The following is an 18,681-nucleotide window of genomic DNA, read 5'->3' as shown; positions in this document are numbered from 1 at the left end:
GAAAAAACAAGGTAAAAACTAGTTACATTTTTTCCTTGTTTTTCTTCTGATTATAGTTTTTATTTCTTGCTGAGGATTTCAAGCGTTTCGAGCACGTTATCTGCATGAACTTCGATAGTGTCACCAGTCGCTTTAATCTTCACTTCTACGATGCCATCGGCCGCTTTCTTCCCAACAGTGATACGGATTGGCAACCCAATCAAGTCGCTGTCGCTAAATTTAACTCCGACACGTTCATTACGGTCGTCTGTCAAGACTTCGTAACCAGCTCCCATCAAGCTTGCTTCAAGCTTTTCTGTCAAGACTTGCGCTTCTTCGTCCTTGACATTGACAGTGATCAAGTGCACATCAAATGGGGCCAATTCTTTAGGGAAATTGATTCCCCAGGCGTAACGGTATTCACCTTTTGGTGTTTTGTTAACAAAGAGGCGAGCGTGTTGCTCCATCACTGCTGAAAGGAGACGGCTGACACCGATACCGTAACATCCCATGATGATTGGCACAGCACGACCATTTTCATCCAAAACATCTGCTCCCATGCTTGCTGAATAGCGAGTGCCAAGTTTAAAGATGTGACCAATTTCGATACCACGCGCAAAGTTAAGGACTCCTTGCCCGTCTGGTGAAATTTCACCCTCACGAACTTCACGGATATCCACATATTCTGCAGTAAAATCACGACCTGGGTTCACACCAGTCAAGTGGTAGCAATCTTCGTTAGCACCGACAACTGCATTATGGACATCTTGCACCTTACGGTCTGCAATGATTTTAACATTCTCTGGCAAACCAACTGGGCCAAGTGAACCAAAACCTGCTTGAACAAGATTCGCCACTTCTTCTTCACTAGCAACGTCAAAGAAATCTGCTCCCAAGTGGTTTTTTAACTTAACTTCATTAAGCTGGTCATTTCCAACTAGAAGGGCTGCAACAAGCTCACCATCCGCCATGTAGAAAAGAGTTTTAATCGTTTGTTCTTCTGGAACGTTGAGGAAGGCTGCAACTTCATCAATTGATTTAACATCCGGCGTTGCAACACGAGTAACTTCTTCTTCAGCGACAACACGGTTGCTTGGTTTGTACTCGTTTGTTGCCATTTCTAAGTTAGCTGCATAGCTAGACTCACTTGAGTAAGCAATGGTATCTTCACCAGAGACTATCCATTTGAGCAATTCTGCCTTGATTTCTTCTTGCACTTCTGCAGGAATTTCGTCAAATGAGGCAACTGACTTGTCCAAGACAACCCAGCGGTCAAGGTCTGTACGAGCAGATGTAATGGCCATAAATTCTTGGCTATCCTTACCACCCATGGCTCCACCGTCACCAATAATAGCCTTGAAGTCTAAACCACTACGAGTGAAAATACGCTCATAGGCTGCTTTGTACTCATCATAAACACTATCCAAACTATCATAGTTAGCGTGGAAACTATAAGCATCCTTCATGATAAACTCACGTGTACGAAGAAGTCCATTACGTGGGCGTTTTTCATCACGATACTTGGGCTGAATTTGATAAAGGTTGAGTGGCAATTGCTTGTAAGATTTAACAGAATCACGGACAATAGCTGTAAAGGTTTCTTCGTGAGTTGGGCCTAAGATAAAGTCTGATTTTTCACGGTTTTTCAGTTTGTAAAGGTCTTCACCATAGGTTTCGTAACGACCTGATTCACGCCACAATTCTGCACTAAGAAGGGCTGGAGCCAACATCTCAACAGCACCAATCTTTTCGAATTCTTGGCGCATGATGTTTTTAGCTTTTTCAATCACACGGTTGGCAAGTGGTAGATAAGAATAAACACCTGCTGAAACTTGGCGAACATAACCAGCACGCAACATAAGAGCATGGCTGATAACTTGAGCATCGCTTGGCATTTCGCGAAGCGTTGGGATAGGCATTTTACTTTGTTTCATAATATTCCTCGATTATCTAAAAAAGAGTCGCATAATGTCATTCCAAGTCACAGCAATCATCAAGACAACCATGATGACCACTCCGGCCAAGGTGACATAGGTTTCAATTTCTTGTTTCAATGGTTTGCGGCGGATGGCTTCTAGGATATTGAGCACAATCTTACCACCATCCAAGGCTGGAATCGGAATAAGATTAAAAATCCCAATATTGATGGAAATCATTGCCAAGAAGTACAAGATATTTTCAATTCCATTTTTAGCAGCATCACTACTTGCCTTAAAGATAGCAACAGGTCCACCCAACTTGTTCAAATCCGGTTGGAAAATCAGATTTTTCAGAGCTGAGAGAATTCGGAGAGCTGAGTCAGCAGCAGTTGTAAAACCACCTACAAACATGGATAGAAAATCTGACTTAACCCCCGGTTGAACACCTAGAAGGTAACGACCTTGACTATCTTCGGGTGTAACAGTGACTTGTTTGTCACTCCCCTTTTCAGAAATAGTCACATCCAAAGTCGGTGCCGTCTTATCTTTGGTTTCTGTTTCCACAGCTTGGATCAAGCTTTCCCAGTTGCTAACCTCATGTGAGCCAATCTTGGTAATTTGTGCCGTTTCTGGTACTCCTACCTTGGCCAAGGCACCTTGGGGCATGATATGGAACTGATTGGTATCAACATCTCTGACACCACCCTGCATAAAGATTAAAACCCAAAAAACAACGACACCTAAGATAAAATTGTTCATAGGACCTGCAAAATTGGTAATCAGTTTGCCCCAGATAGTCGCATTTTGATATTGAACATCTAAAGGTGCAATCCGAACCTCAGTACCATCTGCTTCCACAACCGTTGCATCGTGATCCACTGCAAATGTTTTTTCTTCTTCCAGAACCAATCCTTTGATAAAGAGCTTGTCTTCAAAATCAAACTGGGTCACCTGCATAGGGAGGGCTGTTTGATCCAATTTTTTACCTGAGAGATTGATGCGTTTAACCTTACCATCATCAGCAAGTGTCAAACTAACAGGCGTTCCTGTCTTGATTTCAGTTGTATCATCACCCCAACCGGCCATGCGGACATAGCCACCCAGAGGCAAGATTCGAATGGTATAGGCCGTTCCATCCTTGCCAATGTGAGCAAAAATTTTAGGTCCCATACCGATGGCAAATTCACGTACTAAAATCCCTGATTTCTTGGCAAAGTAGAAGTGCCCGAACTCGTGCACCACTACAATAATCCCGAAAACCAGAATAAAGGTTAAAATTCCGAGCATAGCGTTTCCTCCGTCTTTTGATTAAAAGAGTCCAAATAAGTGCATGATTGGAAATACAAGCAACATACTATCGAAACGATCCAAAACACCACCATGTCCAGGGATAAATTTCCCAGAATCCTTAACACCAAAATGACGTTTGATCGAACTTTCTAGTAAATCACCAAATTGTCCAGCAATGCTAAAGAAAATAGCAAAGACTGACATCTTGTAAATTCCATATGGAAGAGCAACTGTACTGTCAACTATCATAAAGATAATGGTTACTAAAATTGCTCCTAAAATACCACCCAAGGCACCCTCAAGGGTTTTATTAGGCGATACCCTTGGTGCTAACTTTCGTTTCCCATAGTTCATCCCAACAAGATAGGCACCACTGTCTGTCGCCCAGACGATACACAAGGCTAAGAGAGCCTTGTCCAAACCTGCAACACGAGCATCTAGTAAAGCATTAAATCCAAAGCCCACGTAGAAGCTCATAGCAAGAGGGAAAACCGCATCCTCAATCGTATAAGACTTGCTAAACACAGTCGTTCCTAACATAATTGAAATCAAAACACTATAGGCAACCACATTCCCATCAACTGGCAAAAAAGTCAGGTAATTCTCCAAGGGAATGGTCAAGGCAAAGGTTGCAAAGAGGGGCAAGAGGCCCTCCATCGTCATGGTCTCTAGACCTCTCATCCTCAAAAGTTCATGCATGGCTAGCATGGCTATGATTCCGATTGCTATCTGAAGCAAGAGTCCCCCAATCATCAAAATCGGTAGGAAAATAGCCAGTGCAATCCCTGCAAACAAGGTTCTTTTCTGTAAATCCTGTGTCATATTTCCTCCTAAACTCCTCCAAATCGGCGATGACGACGATTGTAGGCAAGAATGGCTTCCTGCAAGGCCGCCTCGTCAAAATCAGGCCACAAGGTATCTGTAAAATAGAGTTCACTATAGGCCCCCTGCCATGGTAGGAAATTACTCAAACGCAATTCTCCACTGGTACGGATAATCAAGTCTGGGTCTCGTAAGTCCTTAGGTAAATGCTGGGTAAAAAGATAATTACCAATCAACTCCTCTGTGATGTCACCTGGGTTGATTTTGGCATCTAAAACATCCTGAGAAATCAACTTAAGAGCCTGTGTAATCTCAGCACGTCCACCATAGTTAAGAGCAAAATTAAGAATCAAACCTGTGTTGTTCTTAGTCAATTCCTCAGCCTTGGTCAGAGCTTCAAAGGTTTGCTTAGGCAGGCGGTCCGTTTCTCCGATCATTTGAATCTTAACATTATTCGCATGCAGTTCCGGGACATAATTATCATAAAACTCTACTGGCAAGTTCATGATAAACTTGACTTCCTGATCTGGACGGGTCCAGTTTTCTGTAGAAAAAGCATAGACCGTAATAACCTTAACGCCTAGTTTGTTAGCTGCCTTGGTCACAGTTTGCAATGCTTCCATGCCCGCCTTATGTCCAAAAACTCGCGGTTGCATACGTTTTTTAGCCCAACGGCCATTGCCATCCATGATGATGCCGATATGAGCAGGAACCTGTGTCGGAACCTCTACTTCCACAGCCTTATCTTTCTTAAACAATCCAAACATGATCTTATTCCTATTCAAAAATCTATCGTTTCATTATACCATATTTCCCTATTTTCTTCTATCACTAAGCTATTTATACTCTTCGAAAATCTCTTCAAACCACGTCAGCTCTATCTGCAACCTCAAAACAGTGTTTTGAGCAACCTGCGGTTAGCTTCCTAGTTTACACTTTGATTTTCATTGAGTATTATTATCAGGCACCAAGCCCTTTTTTCAAAAAAATAAGCCGCCTGATTTGGCGACTTTATTTTTTATAGGGAGATTATTATGAAAAAGTTTTAGGAGTTTAAGTTAAGGTCTTCTTAACTTATGAACTTAGTATACACTTCCTAGCTTAAAGTTTCCTTAAGTATTTTTAAAAATCAAATTTTTCCATTTCTCCTGCCAATTTTTCTTGGATAGACGTGTTCGATAAAATTCCATTCGGTCTTCATTCTCTAAAAAATGAGGAGTTGGACGAACTTGAAAATTCAAAATATCCTCCAAAGCGTATGGAGTAAAGAGTTCCAAAACGGATTCTTCATTCAAGCGTAATCCAACAGCCGTACATCGTTCTGGATACTTACTCATAGCATCACGGGAACTGGTATAGGGAGCAGTATGAGGGCTGTGCTGGTGCATATAGACTTGATTTTTCAATTCCCACTGGTACTGAGGAAAGTCCTCTCTCAGCTTTTTCTCTAGGGACAAGGTTTCCTCATAAGAAATATCTGGATCAAAGAAAATCACATCTACATCTGTTTCACAGTCAAAAGGGGATTTGTCTGACAAGAGATTCCAGATAAAATTTCTGACAGAACCTGCTGCCAACCAGGAATCTTTCAGACCAAGGTTTCGGATGATAGTCAGAATAGCCATCATATCCAGATTTTCTCTGAAAGCTTCCAGAATTTCTTGCTTATTTTTCATTGTACTCATACCCCAAATGCTCATATGCCTTAGCAGTCGCCACTCGTCCAGACCGTGTCCGCATGATAAAACCTTTCTGGATTAGGTAAGGTTCGTACATATCCTCAACCGTCTCACGCTCTTCTGCTATGTTAACAGAAAGAGTTCCTAGACCAACAGGGCCACCACCGTACATCTCAATCATGGTCCGAAGGATTTTTTGGTCCACATAGTCCAAACCTTCATGGTCAACATCCAGCATGGTCAAAGCCTTATCGGTAATAAGATCATCGATCACCCCATTCCCCATTATCTGGGCAAAATCGCGCACGCGCTTGAGGAGACGATTGGCAATACGAGGGGTCCCACGGCTACGTAGGGCTAACTCAGACGCTGCCTCATGAGTAATTTCCATCTCAAAAATATCTGCCGTCCGCTCAACAATTTCCGTCAAGTCAGCATGAGCATAATACTCCATATGACCTGTAATCCCAAAACGTGCCCGTAGCGGATTTGAGAGCATACCAGCCCGAGTCGTCGCACCAATCAAGGTAAAAGGTGGCAACTCCAAATGAACACTGCGACTGCCTTCACCAGCACCAATCATGATATCAATGTAGAAGTCCTCCATGGCACTATAAAGCACCTCTTCCACAGACATGGGCAAGCGATGAATCTCATCAATAAAAAGGACATCCCCAGGCTCTAAGTCATTCAAAATCGCTACTAGATCACCGGCTTTTTCAATGACAGGCCCAGACGTCTGCTTGAGATTGACACCCAGTTCGTTGGCAATAACAAAGGCCATGGTCGTTTTCCCCAAGCCTGGAGGTCCAAATAAAAGGACATGATCCAGCGCTTCATCCCGCATTTTGGCAGCTTCGATAAAGATTTGGAGCTGATCCTTGACCTTATCCTGCCCGATATATTCACGTAAATACTGAGGACGGAGTGTGCGTTCTACTAACTCCTCATCCCCCATTATCTCATTGTCTAAAATTCTACTCATGGCTCTATTATATCAAAAAACCAAGCCACAAACAAAAAAGCCACCCGATTGGGTGACTCCCGAGTTTAGCACTTATGTGGTATAATATTGTTCGGCACTGCTACACCGCCTACGAAAGGAGGTGAATTAGCCCATGATGGAATTAGTACTCAAAACTATCATCGGACCAATTGTGGTCGGTGTCGTTCTTCGATTAGTCGATAAATGGCTAAACAAGGACAAATAGTGTCAAAAAAGACCCCTAGCTTATTTGGACGTGAGCTTGGGGTCTTTTCTAGCCTATGATATAGAACTAGTACTCAATTCCTCTTTATTATCCCATAGTTCACAAAATTTGTCAAAGGTTTATATCCTCATCCATTCAGCTTCTCCAACTTTAGAATCTGTCCAATAAAGTTTATAAGATTTAGAGAAAGCTATTGAAAAATGATATTTAGAAAACTTCCGAAAAGCCTGAAATAGAGCCAAAAAACTCCACCTGATTGGGTGGAGTTAAGGGAGATTATTATGAAAAAGAAAAGTTTAGGATTTTATTAAATAAAGTTAGGAGGTCTTTATTTAATAACTATATGATACAAGACGAAGCTTAAAACTAGCTTAACTTTTTCTCAGATTCTACCATTTTGCAGAAAATCACTATCACTATCACCTCACAAAAAGCCACCTGATTAGGTGACTTCATTAGGAGATTATGATAAAAAAAAGTTTTAGGATTTCATTAAATAAAGTTAGGAGGTCTTTATTTAATGACTATATAATACTAGACCATCCTTAAACTTTGCTTAAGAAAAAACAAGTTTTGTTATTTTTCTCGATTCGCCCAAGTCATCCCTATACAATTATAGGTGGATAAGATTTCAAAGCCCATAGAACGATAAAATCCCACGTTTTTTTCTGTCTCTTCTGTCACCAGCTGGACTTGATAAGCATCTTTGTAATCTTTTAAGGCCTCTTTCATTAGGGCACTACCAATCCCTTGACGCTGATAGATTGGTAAAACAATCAAATCCTGTACAAAAACTGATGAGAATCCATCTCCTACCAAACGAATCAAGCCCACCACAGCATCACCATCAAGTGCCAGATAAATTACTAATGAATGCGATAAGGCCTGCTCCAGCATCTCTGGTTGATGGGTATAATTTGTCCAACCGACAGCCTGATAGAGATGCAAAACATCCTCTAGCTTGACAATTTCTTGCTTTTTAATAGTAATCATCTCAACACCTCTTAAAGTTCTCTCAAGCTCTTGTACTGCTGTCCATTTTTATCAAAATTTTCAGGACGCAGCCATGTTTCCAAACGATCTTTGACTTGAGGCCAGTCCTTATCAATCATAGACAACCAATCCGTATCCCTCGTCCGTCCCTTATAAACCACCGCCTGGCGGAAGGTTCCTTCATAGACAAATCCCAAACGCTCCGCAACTCGTCTGGATGGCAGGTTAAGAGCATCGCATTTCCACTCATAGCGACGATAGTTTAGCTCCTCAAAAATATAGCGAGCTAGGAGATACTGAGCCTCAGTTCCTATCCGTGTACCCCTTAGCTCTGGAGAAAAAGTGACTGCTCCGACTTCTATTACTCGGTTATTCTGGTCAATGCGCATGAGAGAAAAAGTTCCCAAAGCCTTACCAGTCGCCTTGTCTATGATTGCATAGTAAAAACGGTCCTTACGAGCCAACATCTGATTTAAAAGGCTAACCAGCTCCCCCATATCTGCTACTGGCTCCTGAAAAAGATAGGTCCACATCTCCCGAGGAGTATCCGGGCCATAAACAGCTAGCAAATCCTCCGCATGTTTTTCTACCGAGAGAGCCTCTATCCTAGCATAACGCCCTTCTAAGAAATCAATAGAAGGCAGTGCACCGGGTGTATAACCTTCCATTGACTCACCAATCATCTGACCATATTCATTTACTGGCATAGCTTTCTCCTTGTTTCACTTTTCAAACTTTTTACTCAACTCTATTTGAATTGTCCTATCTGCTAATTTCAAGTTTTTTATCAATTTCATTTAACAATTTTTTTGCATCTTCTTTATTTAAAACATTTTCTCGTGCTACATAGTTTCTACAAATATTCAGGGCCGCAATTTGGTCTGCTTTATCCAAAGATTCAAACATAATTCTCACTGAGTTACTAGCAATAACTCCTCGTTTATCATCCGAATTTTGAAGAAAGTTAAGTAGAACACTTAAATTGTTCTGACGACACGATTCGTACAAATCAATATATTCACCGTATTTTTTCGATTCAGAATCAGTAAGTTTATCTACAACTTTTACCTGCGAATAAAAATAGATTATTTCCCTATTTTGAATAATATAATTTATTTTTCTGATATATTTTAATCCCTCTATTAAGAGCCAAATAAAATAGATTATCAGAATACCAAACAGTGGTAGCCACATGATACCAACACTGGATTGAATACGAGGATAAGTTTCATTAAAAGAAACTATTAAATTTTTGGCTCCAAAATAATGAATAATGGATAACAAATTTGTCACTATTAATAGAGTTGCAAAAGATTTTGTAAATAAAAATTGATACACTTCAGACTGTGTCCTTATAATTTCATTTGGAGATATTCCAAAAATATTGCTTGATTTATCATTTGAAAAACTAAAGAAAGTAATAAAAACTGCAAAGAGAGTGTCTAAAGTGAGTGTCAAATTTAAACTTTCCTTGTCCCAAAGACAATTTTTAAAATAATATGCACCCACTATTGACATTACTAATACTATAACTGACACTACAATAATAGAAATCTTAAATAATAAAATTTCACACTTCCTGCTATCGTTCACTAATCTATTCATTCTGACCTATTCTAAAAGTAACTCTAAAGTTCATACTCTAGAGTTACTTCTTTTTATTTCACAACAATGTTAACTAATTTAGTTGGCTTCAATAGTCCAGTGGACTATTGAAGGTGGCAGATAGAGCTAATAAACTCGTTATTTAACGACGATATTAACGAGTTTATTCGGTACCGCAATTACTTTCACGATGTCCTTACCGTCAATTTCTGCTTTGACTTTTTCATCCGCTAGAGCAATTTCTTGCAATTCTTCGCGTGATAGGTCTTTAGCAACCATGACTTTAGCACGGACTTTTCCTTTGATTTGGATAACAATTTCGACTTCGTCTTCAACTAGTTTGCTTTCGTCCCATGTTGGCCAAGCTACGTAAGAGATTGACTCACCTGTTGCTGCAACTGTTTGCCAAAGTTCTTCTGCCAAGTGAGGTGCAAATGGGGCAATCAATTGGATAAATCCTTTGGCATAGTCAACATAAAGCTTATCTTCCTTGTTAGCAGCATTGACAAAGACCATAAGTTGGGCAATAGCTGTGTTGAATTTGAGAGACTCAATTTGCTCAGTAACAGCTTTGACTGTTTCATTGTAGACCTTATCAAGAGCGCCATTGTTTTCTGCAACAATTTCCTTGCTTGTAATCAAACGGTAAACACGGTCAAGGAACTTACGGCCTCCTTCCAGACCTTCTTCTGACCAAGCAATCGAAGCATCGAGTGGTCCCATAAACATTTCATAAACACGAAGGGTATCGGCACCGTATTGTTCCACCACATCGTCTGGGTTAACAACGTTCTTGAGCGATTTAGACATCTTGGCTGGCGCTTGCTCCAACTCTTCCCCTGTTTCTATATGAAAGAAGGAACCATCACGTTTTTCAACCTTGTCGGTTGCCACAAGAGCACCACGGTGGTCACGGTAGCTTGTTCCCAAAATCATCCCTTGGTTAAAGAGTTTTTGGAATGGTTCCTTAGTCGGAACAACACCGAGGTCATAGAGGAATTTATGCCAGAAACGAGCATAAAGCAAGTGAAGTACAGCATGTTCCGCACCACCCACGTAGATATCTACTGGCAACCATTGTTTGAGGAGGTCCTCATCAGCCAATTTCTCAGTATTGTGCGGGTCAATATAGCGGAGGTAGTACCAGCTTGAACCAGCCCATTGTGGCATGGTGTTGGTTTCACGACGACCTTTGACACCATCTTCACGAGTCACTTCAAGCCAATCTGTCAAGTTAGCTAGTGGACTTTCACCAGTACCTGAAGGACGGATATCCTTGGTTACAGGCAAGACAAGCGGCAATTCAGTTTCAGGAACAGCTGTTGAAGTTCCATCTTCCCAATGAATGATTGGAATTGGCTCACCCCAGTAACGTTGACGGCTAAAGAGCCAGTCGCGGAGACGGTAGGTAACCTTCTCTTGTCCACAGTCTTTTTCTTCCAACCAAGCCACAATCTTGGCAATAGCGTCTTCTTTGTTGAGTCCATCTAGGAAGTCTGAATTGACATGAAGACCATCCTCTGTGTAGGCAGCTTCTTTAACGTTTCCACCTTCAAGTACTTCGACGATTGGAAGGTCAAATTGTTTGGCAAATTCCCAGTCACGTTGGTCGTGGGCAGGAACAGCCATAACGGCACCTGTTCCGTAACTAGCAAGAACGTAATCCGCAATCCAGATTGGAATTTCCTTACCATTGACAGGGTTGATGGCATAAGCACCAGTCCAAACACCAGTTTTTTCTTTGGCAAGGTCTGTACGAGCCAAGTCAGACTTGAGGCTGGCTTGGTGTTTATAGTCTGCTACTGCTTCTGCTTGCTCTGTACTTGTGATAGCATCTACTAATTCATGCTCAGGAGCCAAAACAGTGAAAGTCGCACCGAAAAGGGTATCAGGACGAGTGGTAAAGACAGTAAATTCCTTATCAGTTCCCCTAACCTTGAAGGTTACATTGGCACCAGTTGATTTACCGATCCAGTTGCGTTGCATGTCCTTGATAGACTCTGGCCAATCAAGTTCATCCAAGTCATTAAGCAAACGTTCTGCATAGGCAGTGATTTTAAGCATCCATTGACGCATCGGCTTACGGACAACTGGATAGCCTCCACGCTCAGAAGTTCCATCAGGAAGGACTTCTTCGTTGGCAATGGCTGTTCCTAGTTCCTCAACCCAGTTTACAGGCACTTCCGCTTCATAGGCCAAGCCTTTTTCGTAAAGCTTGGTGAAAATCCATTGAGTCCACTTGTAGTAGTTTGGATCGGTTGTATTGACTTCACGATCCCAGTCATAAGAAAATCCAAGCGCATTGATTTGGCGTTTGAAATTAGCAATGTTCTCAGCTGTAAATTCTGCTGGGTCATTACCAGTATCCATAGCATATTGCTCTGCAGGCAAACCAAAAGCATCCCAACCCATTGGGTGAAGGACATTGTAGCCTTGCGCACGTTTGTAGCGGCTGAGAATATCGGTTGCAGTATAACCTTCTGGGTGTCCTACGTGCAGACCCGCTCCAGATGGATAAGGGAACATATCAAGAGCATAAAACTTAGGTTTTGATGCATCTGTTCCAGTCTTAAATGTATGATGTTCTGCCCAGTAGCCCTGCCACTTAGGCTCAATTTCTTTATGATTGTAAAAACTCATGGTCTCTCTCCAATTTTGTGATGTTACTATTATACCATTTTTGAGAGAATTTGGTCTCGTTCTATTCTATACTTTTCTATTTTACCTTGCTCTAGAATTTTTAAACTGCTATACTTATAACAGAAAACCCTTCCAAGGAGGTAGCGGATGTCTCATTCCTTTAAAAAATCTCTCCAAAAAGAAATTCTCCATAGAAGCTCTATCGCAGCCTTTGTGACCTCACTCTTACTACTCATTTTACTTTTTGGTTTTTCCTATGTTTTACAAAAGCAGCAACTCTCCAAAGATACGAGACAGATTGTAAAACAGGTTCAAGAGATGAAAGAAGCCAATAATGAGCTCCTGACTACTATGAACCATAAAATGATTACAGGATTTTTGGATGGCAAACACACAGAGAGAGAAGTCTTTAGCTTATTTTACGAGACAAAAGCTAAATTAAAACTTAGTTCCGACCTCATTATCCTAAGTGATACAGGTGAATTACTATTTAGTACCAATCGAAATCATCAAGAAAGTATTTTATCACCCTACTATCTAAAACTGCTCATTCAAAATCCTTCTCAAGATAAAGTTACAGAAAAAATTGCACTTTCTTCAGACAAGCAACACTACACACTCTTTATCAAACCACTACTTCAAAACCAACGAGTTAAGGCCTATACTATTGCTTTCGTAAATGAGAATGATTTCATCTCAAGTTTCCCAATGATCAATTCCAAATACATCATTACCGATAGCTTTGGAAATATGTTCTCCAACAATACAAATCAGTTTACTCGCTCCACTCTTGAAAAATTTGATGAAAAACTCCTACACTCTCGCACCCACTGGTATGCGAATGAACCGCTTATTGTTCAAAAAGAAAAAGTCGGTTCTATTTTTTCAATCTATACTTTTCAATCCTTTTTTCCCATTCCTAGCTTACTTGGTCTAGCCTCCATTCTCACCTTATGTATATTCTTCCTCTACTTCTGGCAAGCAAGGCGAATTGCTCATAAGATTGCCACACACAATGCTGTTCCTATTGAAAGTTTGGTTTACCAACTTCAAGAAATTCCTAAACAAGCAGAAAAAAGGCTTTCTCTACAAACAGGTGATGAGTTTGAGTTTATGGCAGAAAAAATCAACAATATGTTGTACGAATTAGATCAACTTCATCAAAAAATGTTGACCATCGAAAAAGAAAAGTGGATTTTTGAAAGAAAAATGCTGGAAGCTCAGTTCAATCCTCATTTTCTCTACAATACACTTGAGACGATTAAAATCACTTCTTTAATGGATGCAGATCTCACACAAGATCTGATTCAAAACCTCACGCGCATTCTTCGCTACAGTATCACCGATTTAGAAAAAGAAACAACCATTTGTCAGGATTTAAAGATTATAGAGGATTACCTTATTATTCATAAGATTCGTTTTGAGCACTTTTCCTATGATATTGTCTGTCCAGAAACTGTCGATAATCAGCCTATACCTAAGCTTTTCTTGCTTCCTCTAGTAGAAAATGCTATAAAATATGGGATGCAATACCGTATTGATCTTCATATTGATATCCAAATTACCTTGGAAGCAGATTCTCTAACTTTTTTAGTCAAGGATAATGCTGGAGGACTCACAAAACAAGAGCGATTCGCTATTTTAGACTCTTTAGAAAGCCCTCATACCCAGCATGGCATCGTGAACAGCTACAAACGATTGAGCAATTTCTTTTCTGATGTCCAGCTAGATTTAGGAGTCAATCGCCAAGGAGAAACTTGGGTCAAATTTATAACGAAAGGACTAACTCATGTTTAAGCTCATTATCGTAGAAGACGAACACCTCATCCGAAAATGGCTAGAGATTGCCGTAGACTACTCTGCCTTGGGTATCCAAGTCGTAGGAACTGCCAGTCACGGTCAAGAGGGAATGAAACTCATCCAAGAAAAAGAACCTCATATTGTCTTAACAGACATCACAATGCCAATTATGGATGCTTTTATGATGTTCGAAGCCACTCGTACCCTTTCCTATGAAAAAGTTATCTTATCAGGTTATAACGATTTTCAAAATGCCAAAAAAGCCATGCAATATGGAGCAGTTGATTTCTTATCCAAGCCAATTGATACCAAGGAATTGACAGAATGTCTTCAAAACATTGTTTTGCGATTACAAGGTAGCACCTATCAAGAAACTCCTTTTTTAGAAGAATATCAAACTTTACTCACCTCTATCCAACAGGTTGATACACAAAACCAAATCATTCAACAAATTATTTCCTTTGTCCACAAGCATTATGCAGAGCATTTTACGATTGCGACTATTGCTGAAGCTTTAAACTATAGCGAAAGCTATCTATATAAAGTGATCAAAGAAGACTTCCCCATGACTCTAAATGAATATATCTTACAATATCGTCTGAAACAAGCTATAGATAAGATGGCTGAATCTCCCAACTCCCCTCTAAGCGACATCTCTGATCAAGTTGGATTTTCAGACTATAAATATTTTGCTAAAGTATTTAAAAAGTATCTCCATATTTCCCCAAAGGAATTGAAATCACTCGGAAGAATAGTAAAATAAGCTATTCTTCTTTTTGTAGAGAATTTTACTCTAATAGAATAGAATTGTCGGTTTTAAAAACGCTTACACTGTTTTAAAATAAACTTAAATAACACAACGGAGGTATCCATCATGAAAAAGAAATGGATGTATTATGCTGCTTGCGGACTAGCTCTTTTTGGTCTTGCTGCTTGTTCTTCTAATGAATCTGCCGATGGCGGTTCATCTGATAAAGGAGACGGCGGTTCGCTAGTCGTTTATTCACCAAACTCAGAGGGCTTAATCGGAGCAACTATTCCTGCCTTTGAAGAAAAATATGGTATCAAAGTAGAACTGATTCAAGCTGGTACTGGAGAACTTTTCAAAAAACTAGAGTCAGAAAAAGAAGCTCCTGTAGCCGATGTCATCTTTGGTGGTTCTTATACACAATATGCTACCCACGGAGAACTCTTTGAAAACTATACTTCAAAAGAAAATGATAATGTTATCAAAGAATATCAAAACACAACTGGCTACTCTACTCCTTATACACTAGATGGTAGTGTTTTAATCGTCAATCCTGATTTAACGAAAGGCATGAATATCGAAGGATATAGCGACCTTCTCAAACCTGAACTCAAAGGAAAAATTGCAACTGCTGACCCAGCAAACTCTTCTAGCGCCTTTGCTCAATTAACAAATATGCTACAAGCTCAAGGTGGTTACAAAGACGATAAAGCCTGGTCTTATGTAAAAGATCTCTTCACGCTTATTGATGGTAAAATCGGTTCAAGCTCATCTGGTGTCTATAAAGCAGTCGCTGACGGAGAAATGGCTGTTGGTCTCTCTTATGAAGATCCAGCAGTTAAACTCTTAAATGACGGAGCTAACATTAAGGTAGTCTATCCAAAAGAAGGAACCGTCTTCCTACCTGCTAGTGCTGCTATCGTTAAAAAAGCGAAAAACATGGAAAATGCCAAGAAATTTATCGATTTCATTATCTCTCAAGAAGTACAAGATACACTTGGTACAACCACTACTAACCGTCCTGTTCGTAAAAATGCCAAAACAAGCGAAAATATGAAACCAATTGACAAAATCAAAACACTCACTGAAGATTATGATTATGTCATCAAAAATAAATCAGATATCGTTAAGAAATACAACGAAGTCTTTACAGATATCCAATCTAAACAGTAAAAGAGGTTCACTATGAGTGAGATCAAAATTATTAACGCCAAAAAAATCTACCACGATGTCCCTGTTATTGAGAATTTGAACATTACAATTCCAAAAGGAAGTCTCTTTACCCTTCTTGGGCCTTCAGGATGTGGGAAAACGACCCTTCTTCGTATGATTGCAGGTTTCAACAGTATCGAAGGTGGAGAATTTTACTTCGATGATACAAAAATCAATAATATGGAACCCAGCAAACGCAATATCGGCATGGTTTTCCAAAACTACGCTATTTTCCCACATTTGACTGTTCGAGATAATGTTGCTTTTGGTCTCAAGCAAAAGAAAGTTCCAAAAGAAGAATTGGTCCAACAGACCAACAAGTATCTTGAACTCATGCAAATTGCTCAATATGCGGATCGAAAGCCCGATAAACTTAGTGGTGGACAACAACAACGTGTCGCCTTGGCACGTGCTTTAGCGGTTAATCCAAGTGTTCTCCTCATGGACGAGCCACTTAGTAATCTGGATGCCAAACTTCGCTTGGATATGCGTCAAGCCATTCGAGAAATCCAACACGAAGTAGGAATTACAACCGTCTATGTGACCCACGACCAAGAAGAAGCTATAGCTATTTCAGATCAAATTGCTGTTATGAAAGATGGGGTCATCCAACAAATCGGTCGGCCAAAAGAACTCTATCATAAACCAGCTAATGAGTTTGTAGCAACCTTTATCGGACGTACAAATATTATCCCTGCCACTCTTGAAAAACGGAGTGACGGCGCTTATATCGTTTTTTCAGATGGCTATGCTCTTCGAATGCCAGCCCTTGATCAGGCTGAGGCACAAGCTATTCATGTAAGCATCCGTCCTGAAGAGTTTATCAAAGATGAATCTGGAGATATTGAAGGAACTATTAGCGATAGCGTCTATCTTGGACTAAATACGGAGTATTTCATTGAGACAGGTTTTGCCTCAAAAATTCAAGTTAGCGAAGAATCAACTTTTGAAGAAGATCTACAAAAAGGCGATCGTATTCGTCTACGAATCAATACTCAAAAATTAAACGTCTTTTCTGCAGATGGTTCCCAAAACCTGATAAAAGGAGTCAACCATGGAACGTAAAAAACTAAATATTTGGACAGCCTCCTCTTTCTTCATCTTTCTTACCTATCTTGTCTTTCTGGTTTATCCTATCGTTACCGTGCTCAAGCAAGCACTCATACATGAGGGACAATTTTCACTAGCTAATTTTGTCACTTTCTTTAGTAAAGCCTACTACTCTGAGACACTTGTTAACAGTTTCAAGGTTTCCATTACCGCTACTGTCACTTCCTTAGTCGTAGGAACCCTATTAGCTTATCTCTTCTCTATGTATGACTTCAAGGGGAAGAAATTTCTACAAATATTGATTATCATTGCTTCCATGTCAGCTCCTTTTGTGGGAGCCTACTCCTGGATTCTCTTACTGGGACGAAACGGGGTCATTACTAAATTCCTGACAAATTCCCTTCATCTTCCAGCTATCGATATTTATGGATTCAAAGGAATTGTACTTGTCTTTACACTGCAACTATTCCCACTGGTATTTCTATACGTTGCTGGGGCAATGAAGAGTATTGACAATTCTCTACTTGAAGCAGCTGAAAGTATGGGGTCCTTCGGATTTAAGCGTATCGTAACGGTCATTTTACCTCTCCTCGTTCCAACCTTACTAGCTGCTGCCCTACTTGTATTTATGAGAGCATTCTCAGACTTTGGAACGCCTATGTTGATTGGTGAAGGGTATCGGACTTTCCCCGTCTTGATTTATACTCAATTTATTAGCGAGGTTGGAGGAAATTCTGCTTTTGCATCTGCTTTAGCAATTATGGCGATTATCATTGCCTTGGCAATTTTCCTTATCCAAAAACACATTGCAAACCGCTACAGTTTCAGCATGAATTCTCTCCATCCAATTGAGCCTAAAAAAACTACAAAAGGAAAAATGGCTGCCATTTATGCAACAGTCTACGGAATTATCTTTATCTCTGTTTTACCTCAAATTTACTTGATTTATACCTCTTTCCTAAAAACATCAGGTATGGTATTTGTCAAAGGTTATTCTCTAAACAGTTACAAGGTAGCTTTCAATCGTATGGGCTCTGCTATTTTCAATACCATTCGTATCCCTTTGATTGCCTTAGTCCTAGTTGTCTTATTCGCAACATTTATCTCCTACCTAGCCGTTAGAAAACGGAATTTGTTTACAAACTTAATTGACAGCCTCAGTATGGTACCTTATATTGTACCAGGAACCGTTCTAGGGATTGCCTTCATTTCTTCCTTCAATACTGGCCTATTTGGAAGTGGATTTCTTATGATTACAGGAACTGCTTTCATCTTGATTATGTCCCTATCTGTCAGAAGATTGCCTTATACTATTCGCTCATCTGTTGCTAGCTTGCAACAAATAGCACCAAGTATTGAAGAAGCCGCGGAAAGCTTAGGAAGTAGCCGTCTCAATACCTTTGCCAAGATTACAACTCCAATGATGCTATCTGGTATTATTTCTGGAGCCATCTTATCTTGGGTCACAATGATTTCAGAACTCTCTACTTCTATCCTCCTCTACAATGTCAAAACAAGAACAATGACTGTAGCCATTTATACAGAAGTTCTCAGAGGAAATTACGGTGTAGCCGCAGCCTTGTCAACTATCCTCACTGTTCTAACAGTAGGTTCCTTGCTCTTGTTCATGAAAATCTCTAAAAGCAACAGCATTACACTTTAGTTTCCCCCATCAAAAACAGCCGAAAGGATTACCCTCGGCTGTTTTTTCTTATCTTGATATTCCTATCAAA

Annotated in this window: 16 protein-coding genes; 6 read left to right on the top strand and 10 right to left on the bottom strand. The window is 40.1% G+C overall.

Translation table 11 applies throughout. The features are described 5' to 3' along the window. Positions 1–59: 59 nt before the first annotated feature. The 6 genes from SPPN_RS01950 to ruvB all read right to left on the bottom strand — a co-directional run bounded on the left by SPPN_RS01950 (position 60) and on the right by ruvB (position 6,674). Positions 60–1,913: a proline--tRNA ligase gene (locus SPPN_RS01950; protein ID WP_000814074.1), complete on the bottom strand. Its 1,854-nt coding sequence runs from the start codon at positions 1,911–1,913 to the stop codon at positions 60–62. 12 nt (positions 1,914–1,925) lie between these two features. Continuing rightward, positions 1,926–3,185 (bottom strand): RIP metalloprotease RseP, encoded by a 1,260-nt coding sequence (gene rseP / locus SPPN_RS01945; RefSeq protein ID WP_000900660.1) that lies wholly within the window; start codon positions 3,183–3,185, stop codon positions 1,926–1,928. Positions 3,186–3,206: 21 nt separating this feature from the next. Beyond that, complete coding sequence (locus tag SPPN_RS01940; RefSeq protein ID WP_000189867.1) at positions 3,207–4,010, bottom strand: phosphatidate cytidylyltransferase; 804 nt, start codon at positions 4,008–4,010, stop codon at positions 3,207–3,209. Between the two features lie 8 nt (positions 4,011–4,018). Next, positions 4,019–4,777 (bottom strand): isoprenyl transferase, encoded by a 759-nt coding sequence (locus tag SPPN_RS01935; RefSeq protein WP_000467312.1) that lies wholly within the window; start codon positions 4,775–4,777, stop codon positions 4,019–4,021. Positions 4,778–5,122: 345 nt separating this feature from the next. Next, positions 5,123–5,695, bottom strand: a complete 573-nt coding sequence (locus SPPN_RS01925) for a nucleotidyltransferase family protein (protein ID WP_014017192.1) — start codon at positions 5,693–5,695, stop codon at positions 5,123–5,125. Then, positions 5,676–6,674, bottom strand: a complete 999-nt coding sequence (gene ruvB, locus SPPN_RS01920) for a Holliday junction branch migration DNA helicase RuvB (protein ID WP_004242086.1) — start codon at positions 6,672–6,674, stop codon at positions 5,676–5,678. Before ruvB ends, SPPN_RS01925 begins: the two co-directional genes overlap by 20 nt. A gap of 133 nt (positions 6,675–6,807) precedes the next feature. Between ruvB and SPPN_RS01915 the strand changes: the two genes are divergently transcribed. Then, complete coding sequence (locus SPPN_RS01915; RefSeq protein WP_000970382.1) at positions 6,808–6,900, top strand: type I toxin-antitoxin system Fst family toxin; 93 nt, start codon at positions 6,808–6,810, stop codon at positions 6,898–6,900. Between the two features lie 576 nt (positions 6,901–7,476). On the opposite strand, the gene SPPN_RS01910 is transcribed toward SPPN_RS01915, so the two are convergent. The 4 genes from SPPN_RS01910 to leuS all read right to left on the bottom strand — a co-directional run bounded on the left by SPPN_RS01910 (position 7,477) and on the right by leuS (position 12,138). Continuing rightward, positions 7,477–7,893: a GNAT family N-acetyltransferase gene (locus SPPN_RS01910; protein WP_000628388.1), complete on the bottom strand. Its 417-nt coding sequence runs from the start codon at positions 7,891–7,893 to the stop codon at positions 7,477–7,479. Between the two features lie 11 nt (positions 7,894–7,904). Beyond that, positions 7,905–8,600, bottom strand: coding sequence for a GNAT family N-acetyltransferase (locus SPPN_RS01905; RefSeq protein WP_001144903.1), 696 nt, complete (start codon positions 8,598–8,600; stop codon positions 7,905–7,907). Positions 8,601–8,655: 55 nt separating this feature from the next. Next, positions 8,656–9,498, bottom strand: a complete 843-nt coding sequence (locus SPPN_RS01900; RefSeq protein ID WP_001081168.1) for a hypothetical protein — start codon at positions 9,496–9,498, stop codon at positions 8,656–8,658. A gap of 138 nt (positions 9,499–9,636) precedes the next feature. Continuing rightward, entirely contained in the window at positions 9,637–12,138 is a 2,502-nt protein-coding gene (gene leuS / locus SPPN_RS01895) for a leucine--tRNA ligase (protein WP_000011747.1), read from the bottom strand. Between the two features lie 147 nt (positions 12,139–12,285). On the opposite strand from leuS, the gene SPPN_RS01890 reads away from it, so the two are divergent. The 5 genes from SPPN_RS01890 (at position 12,286) to SPPN_RS01870 (ending at position 18,611) form a co-directional block, all read left to right on the top strand. Continuing rightward, positions 12,286–13,935: a sensor histidine kinase gene (locus SPPN_RS01890; protein ID WP_000019718.1), complete on the top strand. Its 1,650-nt coding sequence runs from the start codon at positions 12,286–12,288 to the stop codon at positions 13,933–13,935. Next, complete coding sequence (locus tag SPPN_RS11635; protein ID WP_000475410.1) at positions 13,928–14,701, top strand: response regulator transcription factor; 774 nt, start codon at positions 13,928–13,930, stop codon at positions 14,699–14,701. Before SPPN_RS01890 ends, SPPN_RS11635 begins: the two co-directional genes overlap by 8 nt. Before the next feature lie 111 nt (positions 14,702–14,812). After that, complete coding sequence (locus tag SPPN_RS01880; protein ID WP_000731166.1) at positions 14,813–15,859, top strand: ABC transporter substrate-binding protein; 1,047 nt, start codon at positions 14,813–14,815, stop codon at positions 15,857–15,859. Between the two features lie 12 nt (positions 15,860–15,871). Further along, a complete protein-coding gene (locus SPPN_RS01875) occupies positions 15,872–16,963 on the top strand; it encodes an ABC transporter ATP-binding protein (protein WP_001289696.1) in 1,092 nt (363 codons plus the stop codon). Continuing rightward, positions 16,953–18,611: an ABC transporter permease gene (locus SPPN_RS01870; protein WP_000440013.1), complete on the top strand. Its 1,659-nt coding sequence runs from the start codon at positions 16,953–16,955 to the stop codon at positions 18,609–18,611. The genes SPPN_RS01875 and SPPN_RS01870 overlap by 11 nt, the downstream gene beginning before the upstream one ends. Positions 18,612–18,681: the final 70 nt, after the last annotated feature.

Origin of the sequence: Streptococcus pseudopneumoniae IS7493 (assembly GCF_000221985.1) — a bacterium.
Taxonomy (GTDB): domain Bacteria; phylum Bacillota; class Bacilli; order Lactobacillales; family Streptococcaceae; genus Streptococcus; species Streptococcus pseudopneumoniae.
Note: the sequence above shows the minus strand (reverse complement) of the source record. Positions and strands in the feature narration are given on the sequence as shown.